The organism is Catalinimonas locisalis, from assembly GCF_038039535.1.
Classification (GTDB): domain Bacteria; phylum Bacteroidota; class Bacteroidia; order Cytophagales; family Cyclobacteriaceae; genus Catalinimonas.
The window spans coordinates 1-24,020 of sequence record NZ_JBBPHP010000067.1; the positions used below are offsets into that span (position 1 = coordinate 1).

Here is a 24,020-nt window from a genome sequence, read left to right on the forward strand (position 1 = left end):
CATTGATTTTATTTAAATCGTAAGCTACTGATTAACAAGGGTTTTATAATTTTGGGTGTAGGGCTGCCGCCCCGACATTTTAAAGTTCATAATTCATTAAAACCCTTTAAATCGTATGATTTGGAGGGTTTTTTATTTTTTTACCCTCCAATTTATACATACAGTTTCAATAAAAATGTGTCCATTTCGTGGTCCATTTTTTATTACTACATTTTGGACACAGAAATAGAGATAAGTAACTGATTTACAGTTTACTGTGATTATAAAAATTGTCTCAATTTGTGCTCATTTGAACTACTATCTGTGTCCAATTTTAAATGGACACATCAAATCAATGTAAAACCATTTAAAAGAAACTGTCATGAGAGCATCCAACACTTTTAGCATTCTCTTCTTTGTGAAGAAACATCGTATCTCAAATGGAAAAGTTCCTATTTATTTAAGGATTACCGCAAATGGTAAACGACTTGATTTATCCGTCAAACGCAGGATTGATGCAGATAAATGGGATGAAGCTCGTGGGGTTGCAAGGGGATCGAGACAAGAAATTAAAGCTTTAAATATGTATCTCGATCAAGTCAAGAATCATCTTTACGAATGTCATCATCAGTTAGAAAAAGAGAAAAAGTTAGTTACAGCAGAAGCTATTAAGCATCGCTATTTAGGAAAAGATGATCGTGGAAAAACTCTAAGTGAGCTTATGGAATACCACAATGAAGAAATGAAAGATGAATTAGCCTGGGGTACTCAGAAGAATTATTTCACAACACAGAAATATGTATGTGAATTTCTACATAAAAAACTTAAGACCTCAAATATTTTCCTAGAAGAATTAAACTATAAGTTTGTCAAGGATTTCGAGAAGTATCTTAAGCATCGCACTCCAGATGGTCATCAAAAGCCCTGCGGTCAAAATGGAGCAATGAAACATATTCAGAGGCTAAAAAAGATGATTAACCTTGCTATCAAAGAAGAATGGTTAGTAAAAGACCCCTTCCAGAAATTCAAACTCAAATTAGAGAAGAAAGACAGAGGTTACTTAACCAAAGAGGAATTAAAACGAATTGCAGAAAAAGTCTTTCCTATTGATAGGTTAGATCAAACTCGAGATATTTTTATTTTCAGCTGCTATACAGGGCTATCTTACGCTGAAGTTTTTGATCTAACATCCAATAATATTGTTGTAGGTTTAGATGGTAATCATTGGATTCAAGGACAACGCCGTAAGTCAAAAGAGTGGTTCAAAGTACCAATACTACCGCAAGCAAAAGCTATAATAAAAAAATATCAGGATCATCCACTTAGCAAGACCCATGGGAAAGTGCTTCCAGTTTATACTAATCAGAAGACAAATGCTTATCTGAAGGAGATAGCTATATTATGTAAAATTAGTAAGAATCTCACATTTCACCTTGCACGACATACCTTTGCCACTACAATTACCCTTTCCAATGGAGTGCCTATAGAAAGTGTAAGTAAAATGCTAGGCCATACCAACCTGAGAACTACCCAGCTCTATGCCAAAGTAGTAGAACAGAAGCTTAGTGAGGATATGAAAATGTTGAAAGGAAAACTGACTGAAAGTACATATGAAAAGAAAATGACCAGTTAAAGGTCATTTTCTTCAGTCCAAAGATCATAGGCTGATTAGAGCGCACTTTCAATAAGAGCTTTGGCTTTCAGCATATCAAATAGACGCTCTAGCAACCTACGTTCTTCAGTAATAATTTCAGCCCTGCCCTGTAAATGATGCTGGGCGGGAATCTGATTTCCATAATGTGTTTTCAGCCCTTCAGGAAAGCTAATAATGACACGATAGTATCCATGCTGGGGCAAATCAGAAATATCTTCTACTGTAGCAGGGAGTGTTCCATATTCTTCAAAAGGATAATTGTCCAGATAGACCTGTACTTTTTGCCCGACCTTTACCTTACCAAAATTCTGTATAGGAACCAACAAACGACCCAACACTGGCTGATTATTATCAGGCACTATTCGCATCACCGTATCCTGGATATGCACATATTGATTTGCGTTTTCAACATCAAAAAGTGACACCTGACCCGATAGTGGAGCTTTCAATACATATAGTTCTTCCCATTGAGAAAGAGCTGCAATCTGGTTGTCTAAAGCGCTATGTAATGTGCTATGTAACTGTACTTGGGTCTGATCCTGCTTAAGCGCTAATTGCTGCTGCTTTTGTATCAATTGACTCATATTCAATTGAATTTGAGTAAGCTCACTGGCAATTTCTTGGGCAGCGTATTTTGCATCTATCCATTCCCGTTCACTTATCTCTAAAGCTTTTTCGGCAATGGACTGAGTTGCATAAAGCTGTTTGTTACGAAGAAAGTCCTTCTCAACCAAATCGGATTTACGATTGAGTAACTTATGTTCCGTCTGCTTTTGAACAATTAGTTGTTGATACTGAACTAACTGGCGTTCCAAAGATAAACTTTCCTGGTAGTGAGGGTTAAGTTTTTGATATTGCTCATAGGCTGACCAGGCAGACTGCAATTGGCTGTAATACTGCTGCATATTACCAAGTTGATATGTAGGAAATACCAATGAATCAGCTAAAGTCCAAATAAGATTGCGGGGATTGAGTTGTCGCAAAGTCTTCTCTATTCGAACTACATCTTCATAACGGGCCGGGTTTTGAATAATAGCCAGAATTTCTCCTGCCTCAACAGTGTCATGGTCTGTCACGAGTAAGTCCATAATATACCCATCTGTTTGGGCAATGATCCCGATGGGGGGATTGGCAGTGGTAATGACAAGTTTCCCGGAAATGCGATCAGGATAACGAATGAACCATGCCAATATCAGCAGAACTATCACCAGCACAAATACACCTACCTGCCCCCATCGGAATATCCAGCGTGGTGGAGTGGCAAGCACTTCTTGCAAATATTCAGAAGGCTCACTAAGCTCAGTAACAGGTTCAGGAAAGACCGTCATGCGCCTAGCTCTAATTGGTTTTTGACTAAGTTGTAATAGTACCCCTGGAGACGGGCAAGTTCTGAATGAGTGCCTTGTTCTACGACTCTTCCCTCTTCCAGTACCAAAATCTTGTCAGCATGTTTGACTGTGCTGAGGCGATGGGCTACAATAACAACTGTTCTGTCCTGGAAGAAGTTTTCCAGGTTATTGACAATAAAGCTTTCGGTTTCGGCATCCAGGGCACTGGTGGCCTCATCAAAAAACAAGTATTTGGGATCTTTATAGATTGCCCTTGCTATCAGTATACGTTGGCGCTGTCCACCTGAAAGCCCCATCCCGTTTTGACCAATATGTGTATGGTAACCGTTGGGTAATGATTGGATAAAAGATTCCAGATGGGCAATATGCACTGCATGGGCTAGTCTAGACTTATCCAAAGGATTTCTACTGTCCGATTCCGTGATGTTAGCAAGAATCGTATCGTCAAAGATATATCCATCCTGCATAACCACCCCGCACTGGGAGAGCCAAGTAGTTGCAGGCAGTTTATCCAATGAGTTATTGCCTGCATAAATGTTACCTTCCGTTGGCTCATAGAATTTGAGCAACAGCTTCAATAAGGTAGTTTTTCCGCTGCCACTTGTGCCTACTATAGCCGTCACTTGCCCTTGAGGAATAGAACAGCTTATATTTTGTAGCACGGCAGCTGAGTCAGGGCCTTCATAGCGGAAAGTGACTTTATCCAGGTGAATTGTATGATTGTCTTCAGTATTCAGCAAGATATCAGGTCCTGTATGCTCACTGGGTTTTTGAAATACTTCGTTCAACCTGGCCAGACTAAGTTTGGCATCTTGCGCAGACTGCATAAATCCAATCAATCCCAACAAAGGGGCATTGAGCTGTCCCAGTATGTATTGTACTGCTATTAACATCCCTAAAGTCATCTCTCCTTTAATTACAAGAAAAGCCGAAAGGAAAGAAATGCCAATGTTTTTGAGTTCGTGGATGAAGGCCCCGCCACGGGTTTGAAGTTGGTCTACCGAAAGGGTTTGGACAGTAACCTGATGCTGTTTGATACGCACCGCTTCCCAACGCCAGCGCCGCCTTTGCTGGGAGCCATTAAGCCTGATTTCCGGCATACCATATAGTAAATCCTGTAGCTGGCTTTGGTGTTCTGCTGATACATCAAAACGCTGGTACTCGAGCATAGCCCGCCGTTTGGATAGTAGCAGAATCCAGCCTATGTAGAGCGATGCCCCAAACAAAAACACCAAAAAAATGAAAATACTGTAGAAAGCTAGGATAATACTAAAAATGCCAACCGTAAGTAGGGAGAACAGCACCGTGAGGGACTGTGCTGTAAGAAAGTTTTCAATGCGTTCATTATCTATAATGCGTTGAAACAAATCACCCAAATTCTTTTTCTCAAAAAAAGGATGCGGTAACTGCATCAACTTTTGCAAGAAGCTGGAAAGCAGCGATATACTCACCCGGTTGCCCACATATAGTAGCAGATAACTACGGACAACCTCCCCTACAGTTTGTGATACAAACAAAACCAATTGAGCAATCAGGATGATATAAACAAATTGTAAATTTTGATGACGAATCCCCTCGTCTACCAATGATTGGGCAAGGAAAGGAAAAATAAACTGAAGGATACTGATCACCAGCACACTCAGAAGTAATTGGTATAAATAACGCTTGTATGGGCGAAAGAAAGGTGCTAAGAAATGCCAACCTGTACGAGTGTTTACCCCGTGTGTCAGTTGTTGTTGAAAGTTAGGGGTAGGTTCCAGTAGCAATAAGATTCCGGACTTTTCCTCTACTGATTGCCAACCTTGCAGGAATTCTTTCTTGCGATAACGCAGTTTACCGGCTGCCGGATCAGCGACATAAACATGTTTGGAGGTAATCCGGTAAATCACGATGTAGTGCTGATCTTTCCAATGCGCAATGCAGGGAAATACTACATCTTTACTCAGGGTTTCCATGTCGGTCACTACCGCTTCGGTACGAAAACCAAGCTGCTCAGCTGCTTGTGAAAGGTTTAGTAGAGAGGTTCCCTGATTAGAAGTAAATGTTTTCTCCCGTAATTCTTCCAATGAATAATGCTTCCCATAATGTCGGGCGACCATGCGCAGACAAGTCGGGCCACAGTCCATAAAATCAAGCTGACGGTAAGCTGTAAAACGATCTATCATAACTTATTATCAACTTGGAAAATTACTATTAAAAAAGTTATAGTAAAAATTAAATAGTTTAAATTTATTTGACTGTATACAAGATTTTCCAACTCGTCTTATTGAGGGAAAGCGATCAATGGATATGGAGGAGATATAAAAAAAGAAAGCCATGATTGGCTTTCTTTCAATTTAATGTAGTTAAAAGTTAATGTTCGCTTCGGTTTACCAATTTTTCCAACCACTTGGGAAACTCCTTACCTCCTCTGATTTTAGCTTGGGCTTCAGTACTCAAAACTTTCATTTTTACCTGTTTCTTACCAGTTTTTGTTAAATTTGACATAGTGAAATGGTTAATTTGTATAATTATTTACATTTGCAATTTATGTCTCACAGGAAATGTACCAAACCAAAATCCACTAAATTTCATGAACTTCACCAAAAAGGACATGAACTAGGCAGAAAAGAACACCAGTAAGACTTTAGCATACATGAACTGTTCTCAACCAAAAAATGAATTGCAAAATATTTTATACTATTGAGCTTGGATGAACAATCGCCACTTTAAATTATACATAATTGAAGCTAAATATTCAGAACGATAAGTCAGGCATTTTACTATCGTTAAGTAAAACTGAAAAAATTACCCATTTGGTCAGTTGGATAGGTTTTTTGATTGTGATGCTTATCTCTTCAATGATTATTGAAGATAAACCTATCTGGCTGGTGCTCCCTGTAAATCTATTTTTGGAATTACTCTACGCTCTCTTTTTCTATCTACTTATATTTCATATCTATTCCCTGTGGTATACTAACAAATTGGGGTTTTACTTCCGGGCATTTGTTACCACTGCTTTTTTTACTTTTTTATTCTTTAGTTATGATTACTGGCTTGAGCCATGGTCGGGATTTGATACGACGTATTCCTTTTCGGATAGCCTCGTAGGCGCTGTGCTCAGTGCTTTTATCTTCATCGTTGTATCAATAGCCGTTTTTGCGTATAAATATAGTATAGCAAAGATACGTTACCTGAGCCAAAAAGAAGTTCAACTGGCCTGTAGCAGACAACAGCTTACACAAAGGGAGTTGGAACTCACCAAACTGGAACTACATTCCTACCGCAACATCTTCAATACACACCTTACCTTTAATACGCTTTCACATATCCATGCCAAAGTAGCAGAAGACCAATCAGTGGCCATACCGCTTTTATTGCTATCGGAAAACCTACGCTATAACCTAAAGACCAAAGGCCACCAGTTGGTCAGCCTCTCAGAAGAGATCCACTATATCCAGGACTATTTTGAATTGTATCACCATATTTTCCCGGGCTTACAAGTGAGCTTCACTGTTGAAGGGGATACACAGTCTATTGCGGTACTTCCCAGGGTATTTTTGAATTACGTGGAGAATGCCTTGAAACACGGAAAACGTAATGACCAAAACCATCCTATCAAAGTGAGATTCTGGGTGGATGATAAAGTACGGTTTAGTGTAAGCAACGCCAAGAAACTGAACTATACTGGTGTGAGTACCGGAGTAGGCTTAGAAAATACGTATCAGATACTGAAAGCTTACTATGGAGAAGAATTCACTTTGGATATACAAGATCAAGATTCATCCTTTGAAGTAAAGCTAAGTTTGCCCAAAGTCGCCTACCACGGTGATTTACAATACTATAGTCCTTTAAGTATCAATAAAGCATCATCCATTTAATAATAAGTACTACCATGAGGTTTTTAATTACGCTACACACTTTTTCACTATGCCTGTTGCTTTTGCATGCCAAAGCGCAACCAACACCGGATTCATTAGGCGCTGTTACTGAAGTTAAGTTTGGTATTCAATTGCATGATCCTTACCGGGGGATGGAGGAAATGGAAGATCCATTGGTAAAGCAATGGATGAACTGGAAAAACAATCAATCCAAGCAAACACTTTCTAATATCACTGGGTACAAAGAGCTACATAGCGAGATTGAGAAATTAATGACCTCCTCGGATGTGCGTGCCCAGGTGCCCAAAGTAAACCAGGATTATATTTATATACTGCAGTTCGTATCCTCAAGTAACAGTAATCAGATTGTCCGCTATCAAAATCCTTTAAAGGAAGGAGAGGTCGTTTTTTCTACCCAGGAAATCAACCGTCGGGACAGCGCAACTTATGGAATTTATTCTTTCTATCCTTCACCGGATAATCGTTACCTGGCCCTTCAGATGGATAAAGATGGAAACGACTGGATGGAAATTTATTTGTTTGACATGAAGGAACAGCGCATTACTGACCGGATTGATGCTACCATGTCTTTTTTTCCAAGCTGGATTGATAACAACAGCCTGTTTTATACCCAAATCAATATCACTGATGACCCCAATGAGTTTTTCAGCAATATTAAAGTAAAGTATCACCTACTTGGCACCGATCAGTCTGAAGATAAGATTATGCTATCCCAGGAGACCAACTCTAAAATTGATTATCAGGCGGGCGATTTTCCTTCCTTTACCGTATTACCCGGTAGAGAATATGTACAGTGTGCCATTGCCCGAGGCGTTTCTCCTTACCCGAAATCATATCTTGCCCCCTTGAAACAAGTACTGAAGGATAGTGAGTCACCTGGCTGGCAATTAGTGTATGATTTTGATGACCATATTGCCCAGGATGCAGCTGACAACGAGTATTTCTATATGTTGAATGATAAGGTAGGTGAAATCCTGAAAGCTCCCTTGGCAGGGCCAACAAAAAGAAGTGTTGTACTTTCTTCCCAAAGTGAAGGCTATCTACAGGATATGAAAGTGACCAGCAAAACAGTTTATGCCGAAATTGTCCAGAATGGTATTTCTTCTTTATGGGATGTCAATAATGATCAACTGATACCCACACCGTTCAAGGGAAATATAGACCTACACGAATCCGGCTCAAGTGCTATCAGCGATGGAGAACATCTTCTTTTTAGTCTTACAAATTGGTCACATGGCTACGGTATTTATTATTATGACCCTCAAAAAAACAAAGTGGTAAGGACCAATATGCGTCCTGCCGGACCCTATGACATTCCTGAAAACCTCATGGTGGAAGAAGTTGAAGTTATTGCCAAAGATGATGATAAAGTACCTTTATCTATTATTTATGATAAGTCTATTGTCAAAGACGGAAATAATCCCACAATCATAGAAGTGTATGGCGCTTATGGCACTTCATTAGAACCCTATTTTTCAGTAGAAATGCTCTCCTGGTACGAAAGGGGTGGCATTCTGGCAGTCGCCCATGTGAGAGGTGGTGGGGAAAAAGGCCCAGACTGGCACAAAGCTGGGATGAAGGGAAAAAAACCAAACTCCTGGAATGATTTAATTTCTTCTGCTCAGTACCTGATTGATCAGCGGTTTACCGGTCCTGAAAAATTAGGGGTGATGGGAGGAAGTGCCGGGGGCATTACCGTTGGCCGTGCCATCACTGAACAACCCGGGCTTTTTGCCGCAGCAGTCTTGGAGTTTCCATTGCTGAATACTATCCGGATTGACCAACAGGCGGGAGGATATGTGCAAAGCGAAGAATTTGGTTCACCAGAGGACTCTATTGAGTTTGGTTATCTTTATGAGATGGATGTGTACCATCATATTCAAGAAGGAGCAGATTATCCGGCGCTTTTGTTTACTGCGGGCAAGAACGATCAGCGTACTTTAGCCTGGGAACCAGCTAAGGTAGCCGCAAAATTTGAGACCCGACGGGGAAATAATCACCCTACCTTATTCAGGTTATACGAAGGTGGCCATGGAAGCAGTAGCACCGAAGAAAGTGTAGAAATGCTCACTGATAAGTTTTCTTTCTTTAGCTGGCAGTTAGATAATCATGATACCAACAAATCATCCAGTGCCTCAGGACAGGAATAAGCTTAATACTTAATAACTTTAATGGCATTGATTTAACTTTGGTGATCCTTCTTAAACGATATGGAAAGAATATTACGTGCTATTGCAGTTGACGATAATCCTGCTGCACTCATAACGATTCAAAGCTACGCTAAAAAGATAGATTGGCTTTACCTGGATCAGTGCTTTACTGAGGCTTTACCGGGGGTTAGTTACCTGAAAAACCATCCGGTGGATGTGGTTTTACTGGATATAGAAATGGACGATATTTCCGGCTTAGACTTTATTAATATTGTCAAGGATAAGGGTATCAGTCATCCGCAATTTGTCATCATCTCAGCCCATGAGCAGTATGCCTTAAAAGGATTTGAACTCAATGTGGTCGATTATCTTCATAAACCAATTTCCTATAATCGCTTTGTGCATGCTTTGGAGCGGGTCAATGACCGCTTATCCCTTACCCGCAATCAAAAGGAGGATAATATTCCAACATCAAATAACCACGGACATCCCTTTTCGGATTATCTCTTTATTCATCATCACAAAAAGCTGATCAAAATACTTAAAGACAATATCACTTACATTCAATCCGATGGACACTATTGTTATCTGTACCTGACAGATCAATCACGCAAGCATATTTCCTATAGCTTAGCTGATATGGAAAAATTATTGTTAGAAAGTAGTTTCTTGAGGGTTCACAAAAGCTTTCTTGTCAACGTGAGGCATATTCACGAAATAGACTCCCGATCTGAAGCAAGCAATTTACTCTTAGACGATGGAGAGGAAATACCTATTGGTATTACCTACCGTCCCCTGGTACAACAGCTTTGTCGTAATCTTTCAGGCTTTTGATTTCTTAGCATAACAAACAACTACTTCTTTTTCAAATACTGTATACATGATTTGTTTGGTCATTGATGATAATCCCTCTGACCGGGAATTACTATGCGCTCGTATTGATCAAACAGCAGGTTTATCATTGATAGCCTCGTTTGACCTTGGACTTCCTGCCCTGGAATTTATACAGCATAATAAACAAGTTTACCTCATTTTTCTGGACATTGAGATGCCAGACATTTCTGGCTTATATTTTTTGGAATTGTTACCCCCAGTGCATTCTCACCTTATTGTTTTTACTTCGGGGCATACAAGTTCTGCCATTTTGGGCATCAACCTACATGATCAAGTCATAGGCTTTTTAAAAAAAATCTATTCGTATCAAGAGTTCTTTCAAGTTATTCAGAAGGCACGTCGCCTACTACCGAAAAAAAATGTTAATAATACCCTCCATAATAAGCTATTGGAAAACAGTACCACAGTTTTTATCAAAACCAGCTTTAACCGTAAGGAACGATATGAGCGAATTGATCTGAATGAACTCCTATTCATCAAAAGTGACCGCAATTATATTCACCTGGTAACTGACAAAAATGAATATCTAGTGAAGAACTCACTCACTGATATTGAAAAGCAACTTTTTAGAAAAAGCTTTATCCGGGTTCATAAGTCATACCTTGTTAATCTTGCCCGTATCCGGCGAGTTGAGGTGAAACAACTTATCATGGATGATGGAAAGACAGTACCTATCAGCGAGACCTATCGGTCAAATTTAATCGGTAGACTCAGCGAATTATCTATTGAGGACAAGTAAACAAATCCTTTTGTCCCTCTCTAACCCCTGTTCATCCCCTTCAGATGGTGCCTGGGAAGGAAGTGAATCAATCGCTTGGCTCACCTGATCATCGTCCCTACTTTTAGCTTAAATCATAAGTCAAATAAGCAGCTAAAAGATAACATACCTTTCCTCATGGGAGATCAAATGAGCCAAGCAGAAGATACGAACCATCAGCATTCCTTCTTTGCTACCGGTAGTTCTGGGGATCATCTCCATCATTTATCCTCAAGTCAATTTCTAGCAGAAGATCAACAGCTCTGGAAAGCTTATCAAAGTGTAAAGCAAGAACGTGATATGCTCAATAAAGCGCTCCATGCTTACTTTGCAGGACTGACTTTGCCTAAAACTCTCTAAATCGTCACCATCTTATTTTCTTATTCTTTCTAACATTTTTTAAGAGGTAAAATATTCCCCCTCAAGCACATACAAATGATCCTGATGGTGAATAGATGAAGCTACTCTCAAAAATAGAACAGCTGAAAATTTCCTCTCTTTCCATCCTCATCAACTACTGAAGCCGCTGCTGAGACTTTTCTACGATCATAGTAAAAGTCAAAATCAGCTGCATTGGCACGTGAAAGCAAGAGAAACTTCCCTTGAGAATCAATGACAAAACCTTGTGCATCGTATATCCTTTCCGTGCCCTGATACCATCTTGAGCTGATGGTCAATAGACGAGTTGTATTTCTAAAGCTTACATTATAGTTCTGGTTCCACAGGTAGGTCTTGCCTGCATACTCATACTTGAAAGCTTCATTGCCTACGACATAAATCCTGCCTCCTGAGTAGAGACGAAAAACAGTCCGAACCTTAGGGATTGTTGGAAAAAGATAGCGGGCATTTTCAGCTATCCCTAATTCTTCCATGAGATACTGTTCAAACTCCTCCTTATCCTTGTCGGTAAGTATCACTACTTCATCGGTCAAATCAATGGTTTCTATTGGATTATGATAATGATTATCAGGAAGCACTTCATTCTTCTCACAAGAGGAGAAAAAGGTAAAGAGCATCATGGCTAAGACCAGCCTGAATTTTTGAGACAACTGCATAACGATAAGTGGTTTATGGTGAATAATTAGTGATAGAGATTTGGGTATTGCTCAATGATCTGCTCAGCTTCCTTTCTGATCTGTCGGAAATTGAGCAGCAAGATTTTTTCCTTCTCTTCAATGCTTGCAAAGGGTGCGATTGGATGTTGATTACTTACCTGGCTTTTCTTGACCCTGGTCCAGAAGTAAGGCATGGTAGATTCTACAGTCTGCCCCACAAACTCTCCTGGCTGGAATTGCATGATCTCCTGGGATTTGATGATATACCTTTCCTGCTGAGAAATGCTAGTGTTGTAAGAGAGATTTCGCCCACCTTTACTTCCTCTACTGCTTCCCCTGGAATGGTTGGTGATGAGCCTTTCTTCCTTTCCTATCATCTCAGAAACTGCTTTGGCCGTTTGTACTGAGCTTATTTTTCCATAGAACTGGTTAGATAAGTTGGCAATGATAACTTCCGCTTTTTCTTTTCCATACATATCAATCATCTGGGCGTAGTCCTGGGCCATGTAGACACTGGCAATTTTATTACTCCTGGCAGTGGCCGGAATCATCTCAAATTTGGGGATGTAGAGTGTGGGTGCTTCGTCCAACAGAACAAAGCTCTTGTGTTTTCCATGCAGGTTCATCTGCTTTAGAGCTACTGTAATGATCAAAGATATTACCGGACTGAAGGTATCCACTAGACTCGGATCAGAGCCCAAGCATAAGAGCTTGGGATGAGCAGGATCATTGATATTCATGTTCAGATCATCACCGGTCAAGGTCCAGACCATTTCAGGACTGTTGATCTTGCTGACCATGATTTGTAATGATGCAATCACGCCTGCTATCTGTTTCTCCGCTTTGTTTTCAATGGCAGTGGCAATACTGCGGCTCATATCTGCACTTTGAGTATTGGTTTGCAACATGCTAATGACATGGGTATAGTCTTTATAAAGTGCGGTATTGATCACATGAGGCAGGGTACAATGTTGAGGATGTTCACAGCGAAAGAACCAAATGAGAGAAGAAAGCCAGGCTATGGCAGAGTTAGAAAAGAAGTCTCTCTGTTTGATGGTGCTGGTATCCAGGTTGTTGACAATTGCCCGGGCATATTCTTCAGCATGTGCCACAGTGGGTATATTTTCAGGTGAAAGAGGATTACAGCGATGAGATAGCTTAGGATCTTGAAAGTTGATGATGTAGTACTTTAAGTCAGTGTTTTTCCCATACAGGTACAGGGCTGTATTGACTTCAGTGGCCAGGGTAGGAAACTTGAAGTCATAAAGAACGCCGCAATATCCTTTTTGTATGAACTGATGAATGAAGGCATTACCAATGCTCTCTGACTTGCCAGATCCAGAGGAGCCTATCACCAGGGTTCCCCTAAAAGGATTAGTAACATTGATCCATCCTCTTTGGGTTTGGAGGTGGATGCTATCTTCACTTTCTAGTTTGCGATGCTCATACTGTTCTTTTCTTCTGCTATTCCTAGAATAGACACTTTGCAATACCACCGGTACACTGATCAGCATTCCTGCTAAAGAAGAAGGATAGAGCCAGTAAATGGTAAATGATGGATAATTATCTGCTTTGAAGAGCAGCACAAAAGATAATACCGCTACTAAGCTTCCTGCCACAGTTATCCAGAAAGGCAATGGTTTTCTTTTCTGTTGGGCTGGATCAGGGCTTAGAAAAAGTACTACTACGCTCAGGTAGTTCAGCAGAGAAATAAACCTGATCCCTTTCCCAAAAAACAGAAGTAGCTGAACCACTCTTTGCAGCAGTGGATGCAGCTCTTCTGTTGCTAAGCTATTAGCATGAATCAGCAGATAGTACTCGGCTCCCATCAGGGCAAGTAGAAAAAGAAAGCACAGCAGGAGCAATTCTAAAGTTGTGGTATGCTGGCTCATCATCTTTCTTGCTCTATGTCAATATGTCTTCTCTTTTTCTTTCGCTCAGCAAAGAGTTCCTCATCCTCTCCTGTTTCCTGGCCTAGCTTCTGGATACCTTTGGCAAAGCTGCTTATTGACCTTTCCGGATATGTGATCTTATCCTCTTTTCCTTTTTCAAGCACCTGGTATGGATCATGGACAAGCTTTCCCTGCTGGTAATGCTGGGTTAATCGGTACAGGTTAAAGAAGAATCCTTTTCCGTATTGCTTCTCTTCAGCAATGGACAAAGCTTTGTCTACCTCTACCTTCTGGTTTCCCACAAAGTACTGGTTCAGGTATTCCACCCTATACCGGATACGTTCCCGATGCCTCTCTACCTGCTCCTGAGGCATGCCTTGTGTAAGCTTTTCTGAGATTGTCGCTTTCTCATAGCCAAACATTTGCTGAAAGGTCTTTCCATTCTGCACCTGCCAGTCTTTGAAAGTGAAGTGGCTTTTTCTTCCTCTGGGATTGAGTCTGTGCTCTCCAGATTTGTCCTTTGCACTCACCAGAATATGAATGTGGGTATGGTTACCGTTTTTGGTTTGTCCTTTTTGCTCACCTTCTTTTTCCTTCCGCTCCTCATGAAAGGTAGCAAACCAGATGATGTCAGAAGATCTTAATCTCTTCTTATTGGGTAAGTTAAAATTCCCGGCATAGTTCTCCATCACTTGCTGAGTATAACTTTTTAGCTTTTGTGGATCATTTCCAATATGTTCCAATTCTGAAGGAGAGGGAGAAAGCACCAGGGAATAGAACTTTTCCTGATGTTTTCTCAAGCCTTTGGTATTACCATCAATGACCTCTTTCACCTGCCCTGCCCTGATATCTGATTTTTCATCGTTGAAGAAGCTGGCCTCCTTATCCTGTTCTCTTGCTTCGTGTCCCAAATAGCTAACGGTCTTACTACTGGAAGTGCGATTGGCAAACACAAATCGTCCATCCCTTCTGGGGTTAATGATTTTACTGTGCATTGGCTAAAGTTTGGAGTTTAGGGTTTACCTCGGATTTGATCCTGAAATATATTCAGGACCTGATCCGGAGTTTAAGTGCTTATGGTTTTGAAGATTGATTACTAGCATCCAACTGATCAGCCACCTGGCGTAAGCGTTCTGACAAGTATTGCTGATCCTGTTGCTGTAATTGCTTGTAAGTAGCCTGATCTTCTGTAATGAGAGTAAGCAAATGGTTGACTGCCAATTCACCCATGATTCGTGCCTTACTGGCTTCGGTATGCATGGCCCTCAAGATATGCTGTTCCTGAAAAACCAGGTAAGAGAAAATACGGTCCACAGCATGGCGCAACAACTGGGCAAACTCATCACTCTGTCCTGCCTGATAACTTCGTGGGTCAATCTTGCGGGAAAGGAAGAACTCTCCTGCTGCTTCCAGGTACTCTTTGTAAGAGAGTTTGAGCCGCTGAGACTCCGCTTCCAACCGCTTGTGAAAAGCGCTGGATACGTTTACTTTTTTAGAGGTACTCATGTATAGGTACTTGTTTGATGTTGATAATGAGAGGGTTAAAGGGCAAAAGTACTTTCCATAAAAACCATGTTTTTACAACTATTTGAAATACAAGTATTTACAAAGAACTTGCACTTACCCATCTTGCTGTGAAAAACTCTGGATTTATTCATTAGCACTACTTCCTTCTGTCCGGTGCTTCCACTGGAAAGCTGATCAAATTGAACATTTCCCTCAGCCGGGAGCGTACCCGGTCGCCGTACAATCGTTCCAGTGTGTCGGCGCTCAGATTGGTGGTCATATGGGTAAGCATGCCGTAACGGACGAACTGATCGTAACGGTCCAGTAAAATCTCAGCCATGACATTGCAGCCGTTTCCATAGACTTTCGTGTTGGGTTCCACCCCCAGGTCATCAAAGCAGTAGGTAATCGGCTGGTCGTACTGCAATATCGGACCATGCCCTAAATGCTTCTTTCGGAAGGACTGTGTTCCGTAGCGTTCCAAGACTGAATGACCATCCTTGATAAAATTTTTGGCGATATCCCGGGTAGCTACCAGATGGAAACGTTGATGGGCAAACAACTGCATGATGGTTGTTTTACCACAGCCTACCGGACCGAGCAAAAATAAGCCCTTTTCCGGATTGATGCCCAGTTTCTGATGCCAAGTCTCATTACTAGTAAAATAAGCCAGTACAGCCTCTAAAACCGGGCGATTTGTGGCGTCCACAGTGAAGTTGGGTATCGTGCTTTGCGCGTGCTCTACAAAACACTCCCACAGGCTTTCAAATTTCATAGGATTAGGTTCGTTAGAGCGGAATGCTGTAGTCTTGCCTTCCACCGGTGTGTAATCTGCTTGCATAGGGGTCAAAGTTTGGAGATGAGATATCGTTTCTTGAAAGTTTACTTGCTTGATTAGCATAGTCTTTGGCATTGAGTAGCCAGTTGTTGGCCGCTGCCTGCCAGTCCTGCATATCGTTACGGCCTACTTTCCAGCCATTGGCTTCGTAGTAGTTGACAAAGCGAAGGGCCTGTCCTCGGGCAGTGAGGCTATCCGGGCAGAGTTCTGACTGGCTTTTCATGTACTCCTCCACCTCACTCACCGAAGGCTTGACAAACTTCTGGGTTGGTTCTTTTTTTCTTGGAGGGGGGGACGCCGCAACCGGGGGGGAGGTTGAAGTTTGGCGCTTTACCTCGCCAGTAATAGATCTCCTTTCTTCTGGTTTTTTTTCTCCTTGCTCCCTCCACTTTAAAGTAGATGAATCAAGGGTAGATACACTATGTATTCGATCATTATAATCGATAAAATTATTAATAAGGTGTAACTGCCCATCCGATCTATTATTCAGTAGACCGGCCTCTACTTTTGAGTTGCCCCCATCTACTGAAGAAGGGGGTGGGGCACCCTTTTCCGGTAGATCGCTGTTGATAAAAATTTTACGTTGATTTCCGTGACAAACTTCAACCTTTATATACCCTTGTTCAGCAAGCTGGTTGATCCAACGAGAGGCCACTTTAGCTTGCACATTGTAGAGAAATGCCAGGTGGTTGTTACCCGCCCAGCAGTAGCCTTGCTGATCACAGAGGGCTTTGATTTCACCGTACAAGAGCTTGGCGTGGGCGGACAGATTAGGATCAAAACGTACCTGCGCTGGCAGATTGATCTGGTAAGTGGGTAATGAGTGCTCCTTTCTCATAGCTGATGGGCGTTTACCAGGTTCTCCTCTATGACTTTCATAATGCCGTCGTAAGGGTAGTAAATCACTCCACCTACTTTGCTGTAGGGTAAGGTGCCGTTGATGCGAAGGTTTTGTAGTGTTCCCGCTGAGATGGCCAGCATCTTCCTGACTTCCGGGGAGCGCAGCCATCGCTTTGGTTCATGATGGGACTTAGAAAGAACCACTTTAAGTTCTTCTACCAGCTCCTGCTTGAAAAGAAACAGGTCATCGGTGGTGATAATTTGTGCAGACATAATTTCAATTTTTGTTGATGAATAATATGTCTGCAAGTAGAAAAAAAGAGGAATACCAAAACAGTTAACGGGGTTAATCAACCCCCTGTAAACCCCTTGACAATCAGAAGATTATAAATTTATTTTTTTTGATTCCCCTTACTTTTGTATAGTGAAAAGTAGCAAGATTTTAACTGCTTTACTCCAGAATGAAGACTGTTTTGGCCTATGTTTACCTGCTACGATATTTTGTTTAAGTAATTCAGCATGGCAATGACTTTGTCCTTCAATATGGATATGGTATGCTGGTCATGCTGATAGAATTTAGCTTTCAGGCTTTTGGCCGACACTTCCTCTTGTTGAGTAGAGCTTAAGATCTCACTAAAGCGCCGGTAGATATTATTTTGATTCTGCTCTGGAAAAAGATCTACCTCCAAAAATAATTTTATCAAAAGTGAGACTTGTGCCACTGAAAGGTTGGTCTTGACCTTTTCATCATTGATAGTAAGCAAGGGTTCAGACACTAGTGAAGGATACTTTTCCAGGTAAGCAATCTCTTCCCTGAGCCAGCCTAAAATTCGTTCATTTGCTGATATGTTTTCTGTTTGTAAGCTGTACTGAACAGGCAACTGCTTGCAGAATTTTTGGTAGTAGTACAAAATTCCTAGCTTTTCACTTTTTGTTTGCTGTATGTCTAATTTTACTTTCAATCGGTCAATAAACCACCCTACAAATGATTCGTCGTCAAAATTGTGGGAAATCAATACCGTAGTCAGTTCTTCTTCATTGAAATGTCTTTCATTTACTATTTTTTCAAGTCCCTGCAAAAGCTGTTGGTACTTTCTTAATTGAAGATAACTGGCTTTCTGATGGGCAAGCCCCTTGATTTTGACAAAAAAGCCTGATAGAATGCCGTGTAGGGATGGATCTACCTCAGACTGTGCTAAAGCATTTTGAACTGTGTTAAGCTGCCCCGACAAGTGGTTAAGGATCTGTATATGATCGTGATAAGGAACTGCTGCATGGATGTCTATATACTGGGCAAATTGCTTTTCAATAAAGCCAATGAGTTCTTGTAACCCCAGGAAAATGTGCTTAGAAATGTCCGGGAGGCTATATTCACCTGAGAAAGTATACATCAGCAAATCTGTGTCCCCCAATTGTTCCATGAGGTGTCTGGCATAAGTGATTAATGTTTGCTGATGGTCCTGCACATACTTTTGGGCTACATCCTTTGAAGCAGCCTGAAAGGTGTAGTTAAGCATTTTCTGCTGTACCAATGCTACCTGCTCAATCAAAAGCTTTTGGTAAAAGTGGTAACGTCTTTCCTCAAAGCTTAAGGAATCCAATGGATAATAAGCATACAGTTCCAAGTGAACGCTACCGCTTTCATCTTGCCAGTGGTACCATTCAATGATTGATTCAGAGGCAAGGGAAAGCCGTTGTAGTACCATGTCTAAAAGTACTTCACCTGCTTGCTGTTCGTAGACTTGTACTTTATGGTTTAAAGCTACAAATACTGGAGGGCGATAGCGGTCTAAAAGTTTTATGTCAAGGGATTCAACTGAAAGTGACTGATCTTCAGATTGCCCAAACCGAGCATGAATTTGTCTGGCGCAAGTCTTTGGCACTTCTGAAAGGTGCTTATAAAACCGGGCTTGCTCTGAAGGTTCAGTAGGAAAATACAAAGGTGACAGGCTTCCCTGTACTACTTGGTGAATGATGTTGAGTTCGTAGGACACAATCATTGGTTTTTAGGATACCATATCGCAGTAAAAACCAAATTTATATATAATTATTTATATTTTATATACTTTAAATTATATCCCCATCGTCTTCTGGTAATATTACCCTTACAACATCTACTTTTCAGCGACTACTTTTCCATTACTACTCGTCTGCTTCTGTGCTTTTCTTTTTAGCTGACACTGCTCACAGTCTCTTTTGTAGCGGGAGAGTTGTTGATAGGTATCGGCTTGAAAACCACAGCTAACACACATCCGGTTCTCAGCCACCATTTGTAGTTCCTCCTGGTGCTCTCGTTGTTGCTTAGTTAAGGTTTGTTGTAATTTCGTTAAAGCCTGCTTGCCTTCGGAAAGCTCTTCGTTACGTTTGGTGAGTTGTGCTTGCAAATTGGTTAGGGATTGGTGAGCAGTGGTAACTTCTTCCTTGAGTCTGGTAGCTGCTTGCTGAGCCTGTTGTAAAGCCTGCTGATCAGCTTGTTGGCCTTTCAACTCTTTCCACTTGCCTACGAAGAGGTATACAAACAGGTAGTTGATCACTGCGATCAACAGGCTAAAAAGTTGGCTTATGAAAATATCCTGAGTAGATTTACTAAAGTCCCAGGCATCAAAAAAAAGAGTAGTAATGAAGTAACCGGCAAAAGCAAAGAGTACCGGAAATGCCTGATGGACAAGTTTACTGTTGGCTGCAGTGGTAAGAATTGTCAAGTGAATAGCTACGGAGAGAAACCATGCTGCCCCTTTTCTTTGCCAGCCGATGATCGTATCCGGTAATTGGTTAATTAACAGTGCCTGGCTTTCATACACCAGATAAGCATACATGGCAAACATGCCAATCATGATGGGAGGCAGGGTAAACAGACTCTCGGCAATCTTTTCAAAAAACTGATGTATTCTTCTTTCCATTGGGTTTGGGAGTTTACCTCGGACTTGATCCGGGGTCTTAGGGTTTAGAATAAAAAATCAGAGATAAGCTGTAGTAGGTTCATGCAGGTGAAAACTACCGTTTTTGCGTTCGTAGTAAATCGTTTCAAACAGGTCTAGCTCTTTGACTCTTTGTAGCAGGTGTTGGTATTTCCTTCTTCCTTCGGCGATAAACTGGCTGTTGCTAAACTTTTGGACAAAGAATAGCCGTTTGGCTTTTTTGCTTACCCCAATCAGGCATACCTGCTTGGCATCAATACTATCAGCATAAAAAGCCATCTGCCGGTCGTAATGATACTCCTGACAACTTTGAATAAATGCGGCAAGGCTGGTAGTAGAAGTCGTCTTAAAATCTATCACTGATGGGTTATCTGTCTCAGTGTTAACAATCAAATCAAGTTTACACTTACACAAAATACCGCTGGTTGGCTCCTGCCAGAGAATGACTTTTTCCTTCTCTGAATCTTGAAGCAATCCTTTGCAGAATTGGTTACTGATGACAGTGCGGTACATGCGATAAAGCATTTTGATGTCTAAATCAATGCAGCTTTCAGTTCGGAATTTCTCCGGCTCTAAAAGCAGTTCGTGAAAAGCCCCTCCCAAACGAAAAGCTGCTTCCGGCTTCTGGTAAGGTGTATTGCTTAGGATATGCTCAGCAATACTTAAATCGCTGTTGCTGATCCGCTGTAGTTGGTAGTAAGACATGACAATGAACAATGTAGAATGCCGCCGTGGAGCGGAACAATGAGCTATGATGAAAGAGGAAGCCGGAAACGGAAAACTGTCTCCGCTCTTCTGTCTCCCTTTTCCATCCTTACTGCTACCGATAAACCGTTTGTTGCTTCTGGAAGATGGACAGTCCGGCAATATCACGTTTTCCCTCGCGGATAGCCTGTCTGACTTTCTGCTCGTCAAGCATAAGGTAGTGGCGGGGCACTTGGGAAAGGTCTTTGACCTCAAACGTCCAGACTTTTCTCACTCCATCGATACTATGCTGGGCTACTGCAATCTGTCGCTTGAACTGGCTTTCCTGGCGTACCTGTTCAGCGTTACCGCCTTCTTCTTTCGAACGTTGCTGTTCTTCCCGGGCAATTTTGTCCAGCATCGCTTGTTGCTCAGCTGCGATCCGGGCGTTGAACTGTTGAATCAGATTATCGGCTTTCTGGATGGCTTCTTCAATAGGAGTAATCAATTCTTTTTCCCTGGCGATCCAGTTTTTGATTTCATCCTGCATGGGAGTGGTAATGGCATTACGTGCTGCACCTACCTGTTTGATCAACTGCTTACCTTCTTTAATGGCAGCGGCGACTATGGCCTTGTCACCTTCGTCATTAACGACTTCTACCATCTTCATCACCCGGACAAGGTTATTGATTTTCTTATTGGTTTCAGTCTGAAATTTGATAATCGCAGAGGATTTGATTTGGGTATGCTTGGCTAACATGATGTGGTTTGGTTTGATCGTGAAATGAAAATGAATGGTAGGAAGGGATTTGTCTTTCCCTCCCTTTTAAATTGAGATGATGAATTATCCTAAAGGATATTCGCCTTCAAAGATTTTGTCCAGTTCACAGGAGACTTCTCCTAAAGCTTCCTCAATCTCTGCGGACAAAGGTTTGGGAGGACTGACCACTACGGTATATTCAGTATTCAAGCCTTCCCCTTTCTTTTCTACGGTCAGGTCATAACCGGAAGGATGGCCGTATTCCTCGCTTTCCACATAGCTTTTCAAAGCTTTCAAGACAGACTTTTGTGTGATCTCTAGGACCTGTAGCTTTTCTTTCTGGTAGTTGTACACCAGACTGGCAATGAAATATTTTTGGCGTTCCATCTCACCGTCTTTCTTCAACTTAGCATTACGGTTGATCATTTCCTCTACGGAGAATTCACCGTCTACTTCCCGTCTGCGGTAGGGCTTGGTAGTTTCTGTACCGTCCTCCCGTTCCATCGTGCCGTAAAAGATAAAACCTGATACCGGGCCTCCTACAAAGCGGAAACGGTTCTTCCCGTATTCCATCTTCATAAACTGGTTACGTTTTTCGGGTATCTCATGCCCTCTGTCAAAAAAGTTGGGCGTTGCTAATACAGCAGCATTGTCGTTACCTGCTTCGTTGCTAACCTCTGAAATGTCTTTTACTTTTGCCATGATCTTTTAAAATTTTGTGTTAGAAAATAAGGTTAATTCATACCTCAACCCGGGGTGCACCTTGCTGATTGATTATACTTCAATATACAACTATTATGCGTATAAAACCAATATTCAATAGCAAATACAATATGAATAAATCAAGTAAATTAGCCTCTACAAGCTGATTTTATGGTATTATATGTAGATAATTTCGGAGTAATTATCAAAAAGCATGAAATAAATACGTATTTTATGACAAGTTGGTATGGAAAATGCACCGTAGTTAACCTCTCCCCCACAAAAAATCAGGAATTGGCAAGAGGACCGGACACCGCTGCCAGCCTTCCCCCACATGGGACAGATAAGCAGCCGGGTTTCTCTGTCAAGGACAGGCGAGGAACGAGGCTGATTCATTTTGCCTTGACAGAGAAAATTAGAGGCTGCTTAACTTACAAAGGATGGAAGGTGGACGGTCCGGGGCGTAAGATGGCGCGAAGGGCGTTTTGCTACCTAAAAAATCGATTATTACAAAACGCTCTTGATCATTTGTTTTGAGTGTTTTCCAGTCGTTGGATGAGTTCCTGGTTCTGGGCTTCCAGCATGGCTATTTTTTGCTCCAGGTGTTTGATACGGAGGTTTTGGACATCAGAAGCTTGGGAAAATAAGTTCATTTCTTCTTCAAACATGGGCACGTCATCTTTGAAGTAGTAGTTGACGTTGACCTGGGGATAGAGTTGAATGATTTCTGAGAGCGTTTCAAAGCTGGGTTTGGCCTGGCCTTTTTCTATCTTGTAGTATTTATCAGGACGGCTTAAACCTAAGCGTTTGCTTACCTGATAGGCATTGGTGCCTAGGGCTTTGAACACCGCATTAAACTTCTCATGAACACTTTTTTGATCTTCCGACATAGTATTACGTATTGTTTTCCGCTAATTACGAACTTTACAGTAAGCTTTCATACTATTTGTTTTTAATTGTTGGAAGATATAACACGGTATACGAAATAAAAAAGAAAAACTGAATATCCTTCCCCTTCTTTATTGGGATCAGTTTTCCCGAGTTGTGTGGGATAGACACAGCTTTCAAAGTGGCAGGCAAAACACAATGCAAACAGTAGAGCATTGCGCTGGCCATGGAGCTTCTTGGAATGGCAGGACTGCGGAGGCTGGTGGGTTAGCTTTGTACTGCGTTTTAAAGAAGCGGAATGAGTGGCAAAGGGCTAGCCTGGTTTGGGTTGTGGTGGGCGACCAAGAGAGGTCACTGCAGCGATAAATGTGCAGGCATGATTTCTCTTGGGCGAGGGGCTAATTAACACATTCTAACCCATACAGCTCCTCCGCTAAAAGGGTGGGTGGGATTAGTAGTTAAGTTTGTTTCAATTTTGAAGAGATCGTTTTTATAGTGAGCAGGTACCTCTTAAAAAACTTAGGTACCTGCAAACTCTGGTTTTCACAAGTCATACAATTGAGGATGAAAACCCATTGGAAAGTCATCGGGGTCTGCGAGCCTCTGGATAGTTTCATGTTGGCTTGCATCATTCTCAGACACTTCTGTGATAGCTTGGCCGCAATCCGGGCAGTAATTCCAGTCAGCTTGCGTGTTTCGTTGGCATTGTGTGCAGTTCATAGCGTAAAAGTTTTAAGTGAAAAATTAATGATGACCGCAACCAGGGTTTTGGGACATTAGTGCAAATATGGGTATGAGGAGAAGCTAAATAGCAAAGCGGTTTACGGTGCCTGGATTTGCACTATTGGCTCCAACCAACCCTAACTTTGTTACCATTCATTTTGAGCTTGTGCGTTTGGAGTGTGTTTGGCAAGTGAGTTTTAAAGCGTTTTCACCTTTCAATTTTTTTTACGTCTTCATTAAAAGATTGGTCTCCACGGTGGGTGGGTTATCAAATAAAAGGAATGCTCTAAAGCACCCCTTCATCAGCAAATGAATAATAACTTGGGTCAGGTGTAATAATAATATGATCCAGTACTGGTAAATCCAGAAAGCTTCCTGCTTCTTTGAGTTTGCGTGTAAGCTGCAAATCCGCCTGGCTGGGCGTCAGATTCCCGCTCGGATGATTATGAGCATTATGTAAAGCTTTACATAAGGCTCATTATGTAGAGTAGTCGCTTATGTAAAGTGATACCAAACAATAGTGGATTGGTTGCCTACTAGCCACCTTTGT

General features: G+C 41.5%; 23 protein-coding genes and 1 pseudogene. 6 read left to right on the top strand and 18 right to left on the bottom strand.

The window, feature by feature from the left end; translation table 11 throughout:
- Nucleotides 1–361 precede the first annotated feature (361 nt).
- Nucleotides 362–1,612 carry a site-specific integrase gene (locus tag WJR50_RS32465; RefSeq protein WP_277482992.1) on the top strand — a complete coding sequence of 417 codons (1,251 nt, stop codon included), beginning with the start codon at nucleotides 362–364 and terminating at the stop codon, nucleotides 1,610–1,612.
- A 35-nt stretch (nucleotides 1,613–1,647) separates the two neighbouring features.
- On the opposite strand, the gene WJR50_RS32470 is transcribed toward WJR50_RS32465, so the two are convergent.
- The 3 genes from WJR50_RS32470 to WJR50_RS32480 all read right to left on the bottom strand — a co-directional run bounded on the left by WJR50_RS32470 (nucleotide 1,648) and on the right by WJR50_RS32480 (nucleotide 5,469).
- The gene (locus WJR50_RS32470) at nucleotides 1,648–2,961 is read right to left on the bottom strand and encodes an HlyD family secretion protein (protein ID WP_277482997.1); all 1,314 of its coding nucleotides are present in this window, start codon (nucleotides 2,959–2,961) and stop codon (nucleotides 1,648–1,650) included.
- The gene (locus WJR50_RS32475) at nucleotides 2,958–5,147 is read right to left on the bottom strand and encodes a peptidase domain-containing ABC transporter (RefSeq protein ID WP_277483001.1); all 2,190 of its coding nucleotides are present in this window, start codon (nucleotides 5,145–5,147) and stop codon (nucleotides 2,958–2,960) included. The genes WJR50_RS32470 and WJR50_RS32475 overlap by 4 nt, the downstream gene beginning before the upstream one ends.
- Nucleotides 5,148–5,334: 187 nt before the next feature.
- Complete coding sequence (locus WJR50_RS32480; protein ID WP_277483005.1) at nucleotides 5,335–5,469, bottom strand: hypothetical protein; 135 nt, start codon at nucleotides 5,467–5,469, stop codon at nucleotides 5,335–5,337.
- Nucleotides 5,470–5,705: 236 nt separating this feature from the next.
- Here WJR50_RS32480 and WJR50_RS32485 point away from each other — a divergent pair, with 236 nt between their 5' ends.
- The 5 genes from WJR50_RS32485 (at nucleotide 5,706) to WJR50_RS32505 (ending at nucleotide 11,024) form a co-directional block, all read left to right on the top strand.
- Entirely contained in the window at nucleotides 5,706–6,842 is a 1,137-nt protein-coding gene (locus tag WJR50_RS32485) for a sensor histidine kinase (RefSeq protein ID WP_277483007.1), read from the top strand.
- Between the two features lie 14 nt (nucleotides 6,843–6,856).
- A complete protein-coding gene (locus tag WJR50_RS32490) occupies nucleotides 6,857–9,013 on the top strand; it encodes a prolyl oligopeptidase family serine peptidase (protein WP_277483009.1) in 2,157 nt (718 codons plus the stop codon).
- 60 nt (nucleotides 9,014–9,073) lie between these two features.
- Nucleotides 9,074–9,847 (top strand): LytR/AlgR family response regulator transcription factor, encoded by a 774-nt coding sequence (locus WJR50_RS32495; protein ID WP_277483011.1) that lies wholly within the window; start codon nucleotides 9,074–9,076, stop codon nucleotides 9,845–9,847.
- 46 nt (nucleotides 9,848–9,893) lie between these two features.
- Nucleotides 9,894–10,646 carry a LytR/AlgR family response regulator transcription factor gene (locus WJR50_RS32500; RefSeq protein WP_277483014.1) on the top strand — a complete coding sequence of 251 codons (753 nt, stop codon included), beginning with the start codon at nucleotides 9,894–9,896 and terminating at the stop codon, nucleotides 10,644–10,646.
- 156 nt (nucleotides 10,647–10,802) lie between these two features.
- Nucleotides 10,803–11,024: a hypothetical protein gene (locus WJR50_RS32505; RefSeq protein ID WP_277483017.1), complete on the top strand. Its 222-nt coding sequence runs from the start codon at nucleotides 10,803–10,805 to the stop codon at nucleotides 11,022–11,024.
- A gap of 107 nt (nucleotides 11,025–11,131) precedes the next feature.
- Here the strand turns inward: WJR50_RS32505 and WJR50_RS32510 are convergent, their stop codons facing one another.
- The 15 genes and pseudogenes from WJR50_RS32510 to WJR50_RS32580 all read right to left on the bottom strand — a co-directional run.
- Nucleotides 11,132–11,719: a hypothetical protein gene (locus WJR50_RS32510; RefSeq protein WP_277483022.1), complete on the bottom strand. Its 588-nt coding sequence runs from the start codon at nucleotides 11,717–11,719 to the stop codon at nucleotides 11,132–11,134.
- 26 nt (nucleotides 11,720–11,745) lie between these two features.
- Entirely contained in the window at nucleotides 11,746–13,614 is a 1,869-nt protein-coding gene (locus WJR50_RS32515) for a type IV secretory system conjugative DNA transfer family protein (RefSeq protein ID WP_277483023.1), read from the bottom strand.
- Nucleotides 13,611–14,606 carry a DUF5712 family protein gene (locus tag WJR50_RS32520; RefSeq protein ID WP_277483025.1) on the bottom strand — a complete coding sequence of 332 codons (996 nt, stop codon included), beginning with the start codon at nucleotides 14,604–14,606 and terminating at the stop codon, nucleotides 13,611–13,613. Before WJR50_RS32520 ends, WJR50_RS32515 begins: the two co-directional genes overlap by 4 nt.
- Nucleotides 14,607–14,685: 79 nt before the next feature.
- Nucleotides 14,686–15,117 carry a BfmA/BtgA family mobilization protein gene (locus WJR50_RS32525; protein ID WP_277483027.1) on the bottom strand — a complete coding sequence of 144 codons (432 nt, stop codon included), beginning with the start codon at nucleotides 15,115–15,117 and terminating at the stop codon, nucleotides 14,686–14,688.
- 157 nt (nucleotides 15,118–15,274) lie between these two features.
- Nucleotides 15,275–15,958, bottom strand: coding sequence for a P-loop NTPase family protein (locus WJR50_RS32530; RefSeq protein WP_277483029.1), 684 nt, complete (start codon nucleotides 15,956–15,958; stop codon nucleotides 15,275–15,277).
- Entirely contained in the window at nucleotides 15,906–16,793 is an 888-nt protein-coding gene (locus WJR50_RS32535; RefSeq protein ID WP_277483031.1) for a helix-turn-helix domain-containing protein, read from the bottom strand. Before WJR50_RS32535 ends, WJR50_RS32530 begins: the two co-directional genes overlap by 53 nt.
- Nucleotides 16,790–17,068, bottom strand: a complete 279-nt coding sequence (locus WJR50_RS32540) for a helix-turn-helix domain-containing protein (protein ID WP_277483033.1) — start codon at nucleotides 17,066–17,068, stop codon at nucleotides 16,790–16,792. The genes WJR50_RS32535 and WJR50_RS32540 overlap by 4 nt, the downstream gene beginning before the upstream one ends.
- Nucleotides 17,069–17,286: 218 nt before the next feature.
- Nucleotides 17,287–18,795 carry a hypothetical protein gene (locus tag WJR50_RS32545; protein WP_277483036.1) on the bottom strand — a complete coding sequence of 503 codons (1,509 nt, stop codon included), beginning with the start codon at nucleotides 18,793–18,795 and terminating at the stop codon, nucleotides 17,287–17,289.
- Between the two features lie 114 nt (nucleotides 18,796–18,909).
- Complete coding sequence (locus WJR50_RS32550; protein WP_277483038.1) at nucleotides 18,910–19,695, bottom strand: hypothetical protein; 786 nt, start codon at nucleotides 19,693–19,695, stop codon at nucleotides 18,910–18,912.
- Nucleotides 19,696–19,752: 57 nt separating this feature from the next.
- Nucleotides 19,753–20,418, bottom strand: coding sequence for a PD-(D/E)XK nuclease-like domain-containing protein (locus WJR50_RS32555; RefSeq protein WP_341297508.1), 666 nt, complete (start codon nucleotides 20,416–20,418; stop codon nucleotides 19,753–19,755).
- 115 nt (nucleotides 20,419–20,533) lie between these two features.
- Nucleotides 20,534–21,157: a hypothetical protein gene (locus tag WJR50_RS32560; protein ID WP_341297509.1), complete on the bottom strand. Its 624-nt coding sequence runs from the start codon at nucleotides 21,155–21,157 to the stop codon at nucleotides 20,534–20,536.
- A gap of 84 nt (nucleotides 21,158–21,241) precedes the next feature.
- Nucleotides 21,242–21,859, bottom strand: a complete 618-nt coding sequence (locus WJR50_RS32565; RefSeq protein ID WP_341297510.1) for a hypothetical protein — start codon at nucleotides 21,857–21,859, stop codon at nucleotides 21,242–21,244.
- Between the two features lie 524 nt (nucleotides 21,860–22,383).
- Nucleotides 22,384–22,749, bottom strand: coding sequence for a helix-turn-helix domain-containing protein (locus tag WJR50_RS32570; RefSeq protein ID WP_277483049.1), 366 nt, complete (start codon nucleotides 22,747–22,749; stop codon nucleotides 22,384–22,386).
- Between the two features lie 541 nt (nucleotides 22,750–23,290).
- Nucleotides 23,291–23,467 carry a hypothetical protein gene (locus WJR50_RS32575; protein WP_277483052.1) on the bottom strand — a complete coding sequence of 59 codons (177 nt, stop codon included), beginning with the start codon at nucleotides 23,465–23,467 and terminating at the stop codon, nucleotides 23,291–23,293.
- 289 nt (nucleotides 23,468–23,756) lie between these two features.
- Nucleotides 23,757–23,918: pseudogene (locus tag WJR50_RS32580) on the bottom strand (JAB domain-containing protein); the annotation flags it as partial.
- Nucleotides 23,919–24,020 lie beyond the last annotated feature (102 nt).

What these genes read in the sequence shown, in the direction of transcription:
- WJR50_RS32540 (WP_277483033.1), bottom strand. Translation starts at nt 17,068, where the DNA reads ATGTCTGCACAAATTATCACCACCGATGACCTGTTTCTTTTCAAGCAG.
- WJR50_RS32520 (WP_277483025.1), bottom strand. Translation starts at nt 14,606, where the DNA reads ATGCACAGTAAAATCATTAACCCCAGAAGGGATGGACGATTTGTGTTT.
- WJR50_RS32575 (WP_277483052.1), bottom strand. Translation starts at nt 23,467, where the DNA reads ATGAACTGCACACAATGCCAACGAAACACGCAAGCTGACTGGAATTAC.
- WJR50_RS32545 (WP_277483036.1), bottom strand. Translation starts at nt 18,795, where the DNA reads ATGATTGTGTCCTACGAACTCAACATCATTCACCAAGTAGTACAGGGA.
- WJR50_RS32505 (WP_277483017.1), top strand. Translation starts at nt 10,803, where the DNA reads ATGGGAGATCAAATGAGCCAAGCAGAAGATACGAACCATCAGCATTCC.
- WJR50_RS32565 (WP_341297510.1), bottom strand. Translation starts at nt 21,859, where the DNA reads ATGGCAAAAGTAAAAGACATTTCAGAGGTTAGCAACGAAGCAGGTAAC.
- WJR50_RS32470 (WP_277482997.1), bottom strand. Translation starts at nt 2,961, where the DNA reads ATGACGGTCTTTCCTGAACCTGTTACTGAGCTTAGTGAGCCTTCTGAA.
- WJR50_RS32530 (WP_277483029.1), bottom strand. Translation starts at nt 15,958, where the DNA reads ATGCAAGCAGATTACACACCGGTGGAAGGCAAGACTACAGCATTCCGC.
- WJR50_RS32555 (WP_341297508.1), bottom strand. Translation starts at nt 20,418, where the DNA reads ATGTCTTACTACCAACTACAGCGGATCAGCAACAGCGATTTAAGTATT.
- WJR50_RS32515 (WP_277483023.1), bottom strand. Translation starts at nt 13,614, where the DNA reads ATGATGAGCCAGCATACCACAACTTTAGAATTGCTCCTGCTGTGCTTT.
- WJR50_RS32560 (WP_341297509.1), bottom strand. Translation starts at nt 21,157, where the DNA reads ATGTTAGCCAAGCATACCCAAATCAAATCCTCTGCGATTATCAAATTT.
- WJR50_RS32495 (WP_277483011.1), top strand. Translation starts at nt 9,074, where the DNA reads ATGGAAAGAATATTACGTGCTATTGCAGTTGACGATAATCCTGCTGCA.
- WJR50_RS32480 (WP_277483005.1), bottom strand. Translation starts at nt 5,469, where the DNA reads ATGTCAAATTTAACAAAAACTGGTAAGAAACAGGTAAAAATGAAAGTT.
- WJR50_RS32510 (WP_277483022.1), bottom strand. Translation starts at nt 11,719, where the DNA reads ATGCAGTTGTCTCAAAAATTCAGGCTGGTCTTAGCCATGATGCTCTTT.
- WJR50_RS32475 (WP_277483001.1), bottom strand. Translation starts at nt 5,147, where the DNA reads ATGATAGATCGTTTTACAGCTTACCGTCAGCTTGATTTTATGGACTGT.
- WJR50_RS32570 (WP_277483049.1), bottom strand. Translation starts at nt 22,749, where the DNA reads ATGTCGGAAGATCAAAAAAGTGTTCATGAGAAGTTTAATGCGGTGTTC.
- WJR50_RS32525 (WP_277483027.1), bottom strand. Translation starts at nt 15,117, where the DNA reads ATGAGTACCTCTAAAAAAGTAAACGTATCCAGCGCTTTTCACAAGCGG.
- WJR50_RS32535 (WP_277483031.1), bottom strand. Translation starts at nt 16,793, where the DNA reads ATGAGAAAGGAGCACTCATTACCCACTTACCAGATCAATCTGCCAGCG.
- WJR50_RS32465 (WP_277482992.1), top strand. Translation starts at nt 362, where the DNA reads ATGAGAGCATCCAACACTTTTAGCATTCTCTTCTTTGTGAAGAAACAT.
- WJR50_RS32490 (WP_277483009.1), top strand. Translation starts at nt 6,857, where the DNA reads ATGAGGTTTTTAATTACGCTACACACTTTTTCACTATGCCTGTTGCTT.
- WJR50_RS32500 (WP_277483014.1), top strand. Translation starts at nt 9,894, where the DNA reads ATGATTTGTTTGGTCATTGATGATAATCCCTCTGACCGGGAATTACTA.
- WJR50_RS32550 (WP_277483038.1), bottom strand. Translation starts at nt 19,695, where the DNA reads ATGGAAAGAAGAATACATCAGTTTTTTGAAAAGATTGCCGAGAGTCTG.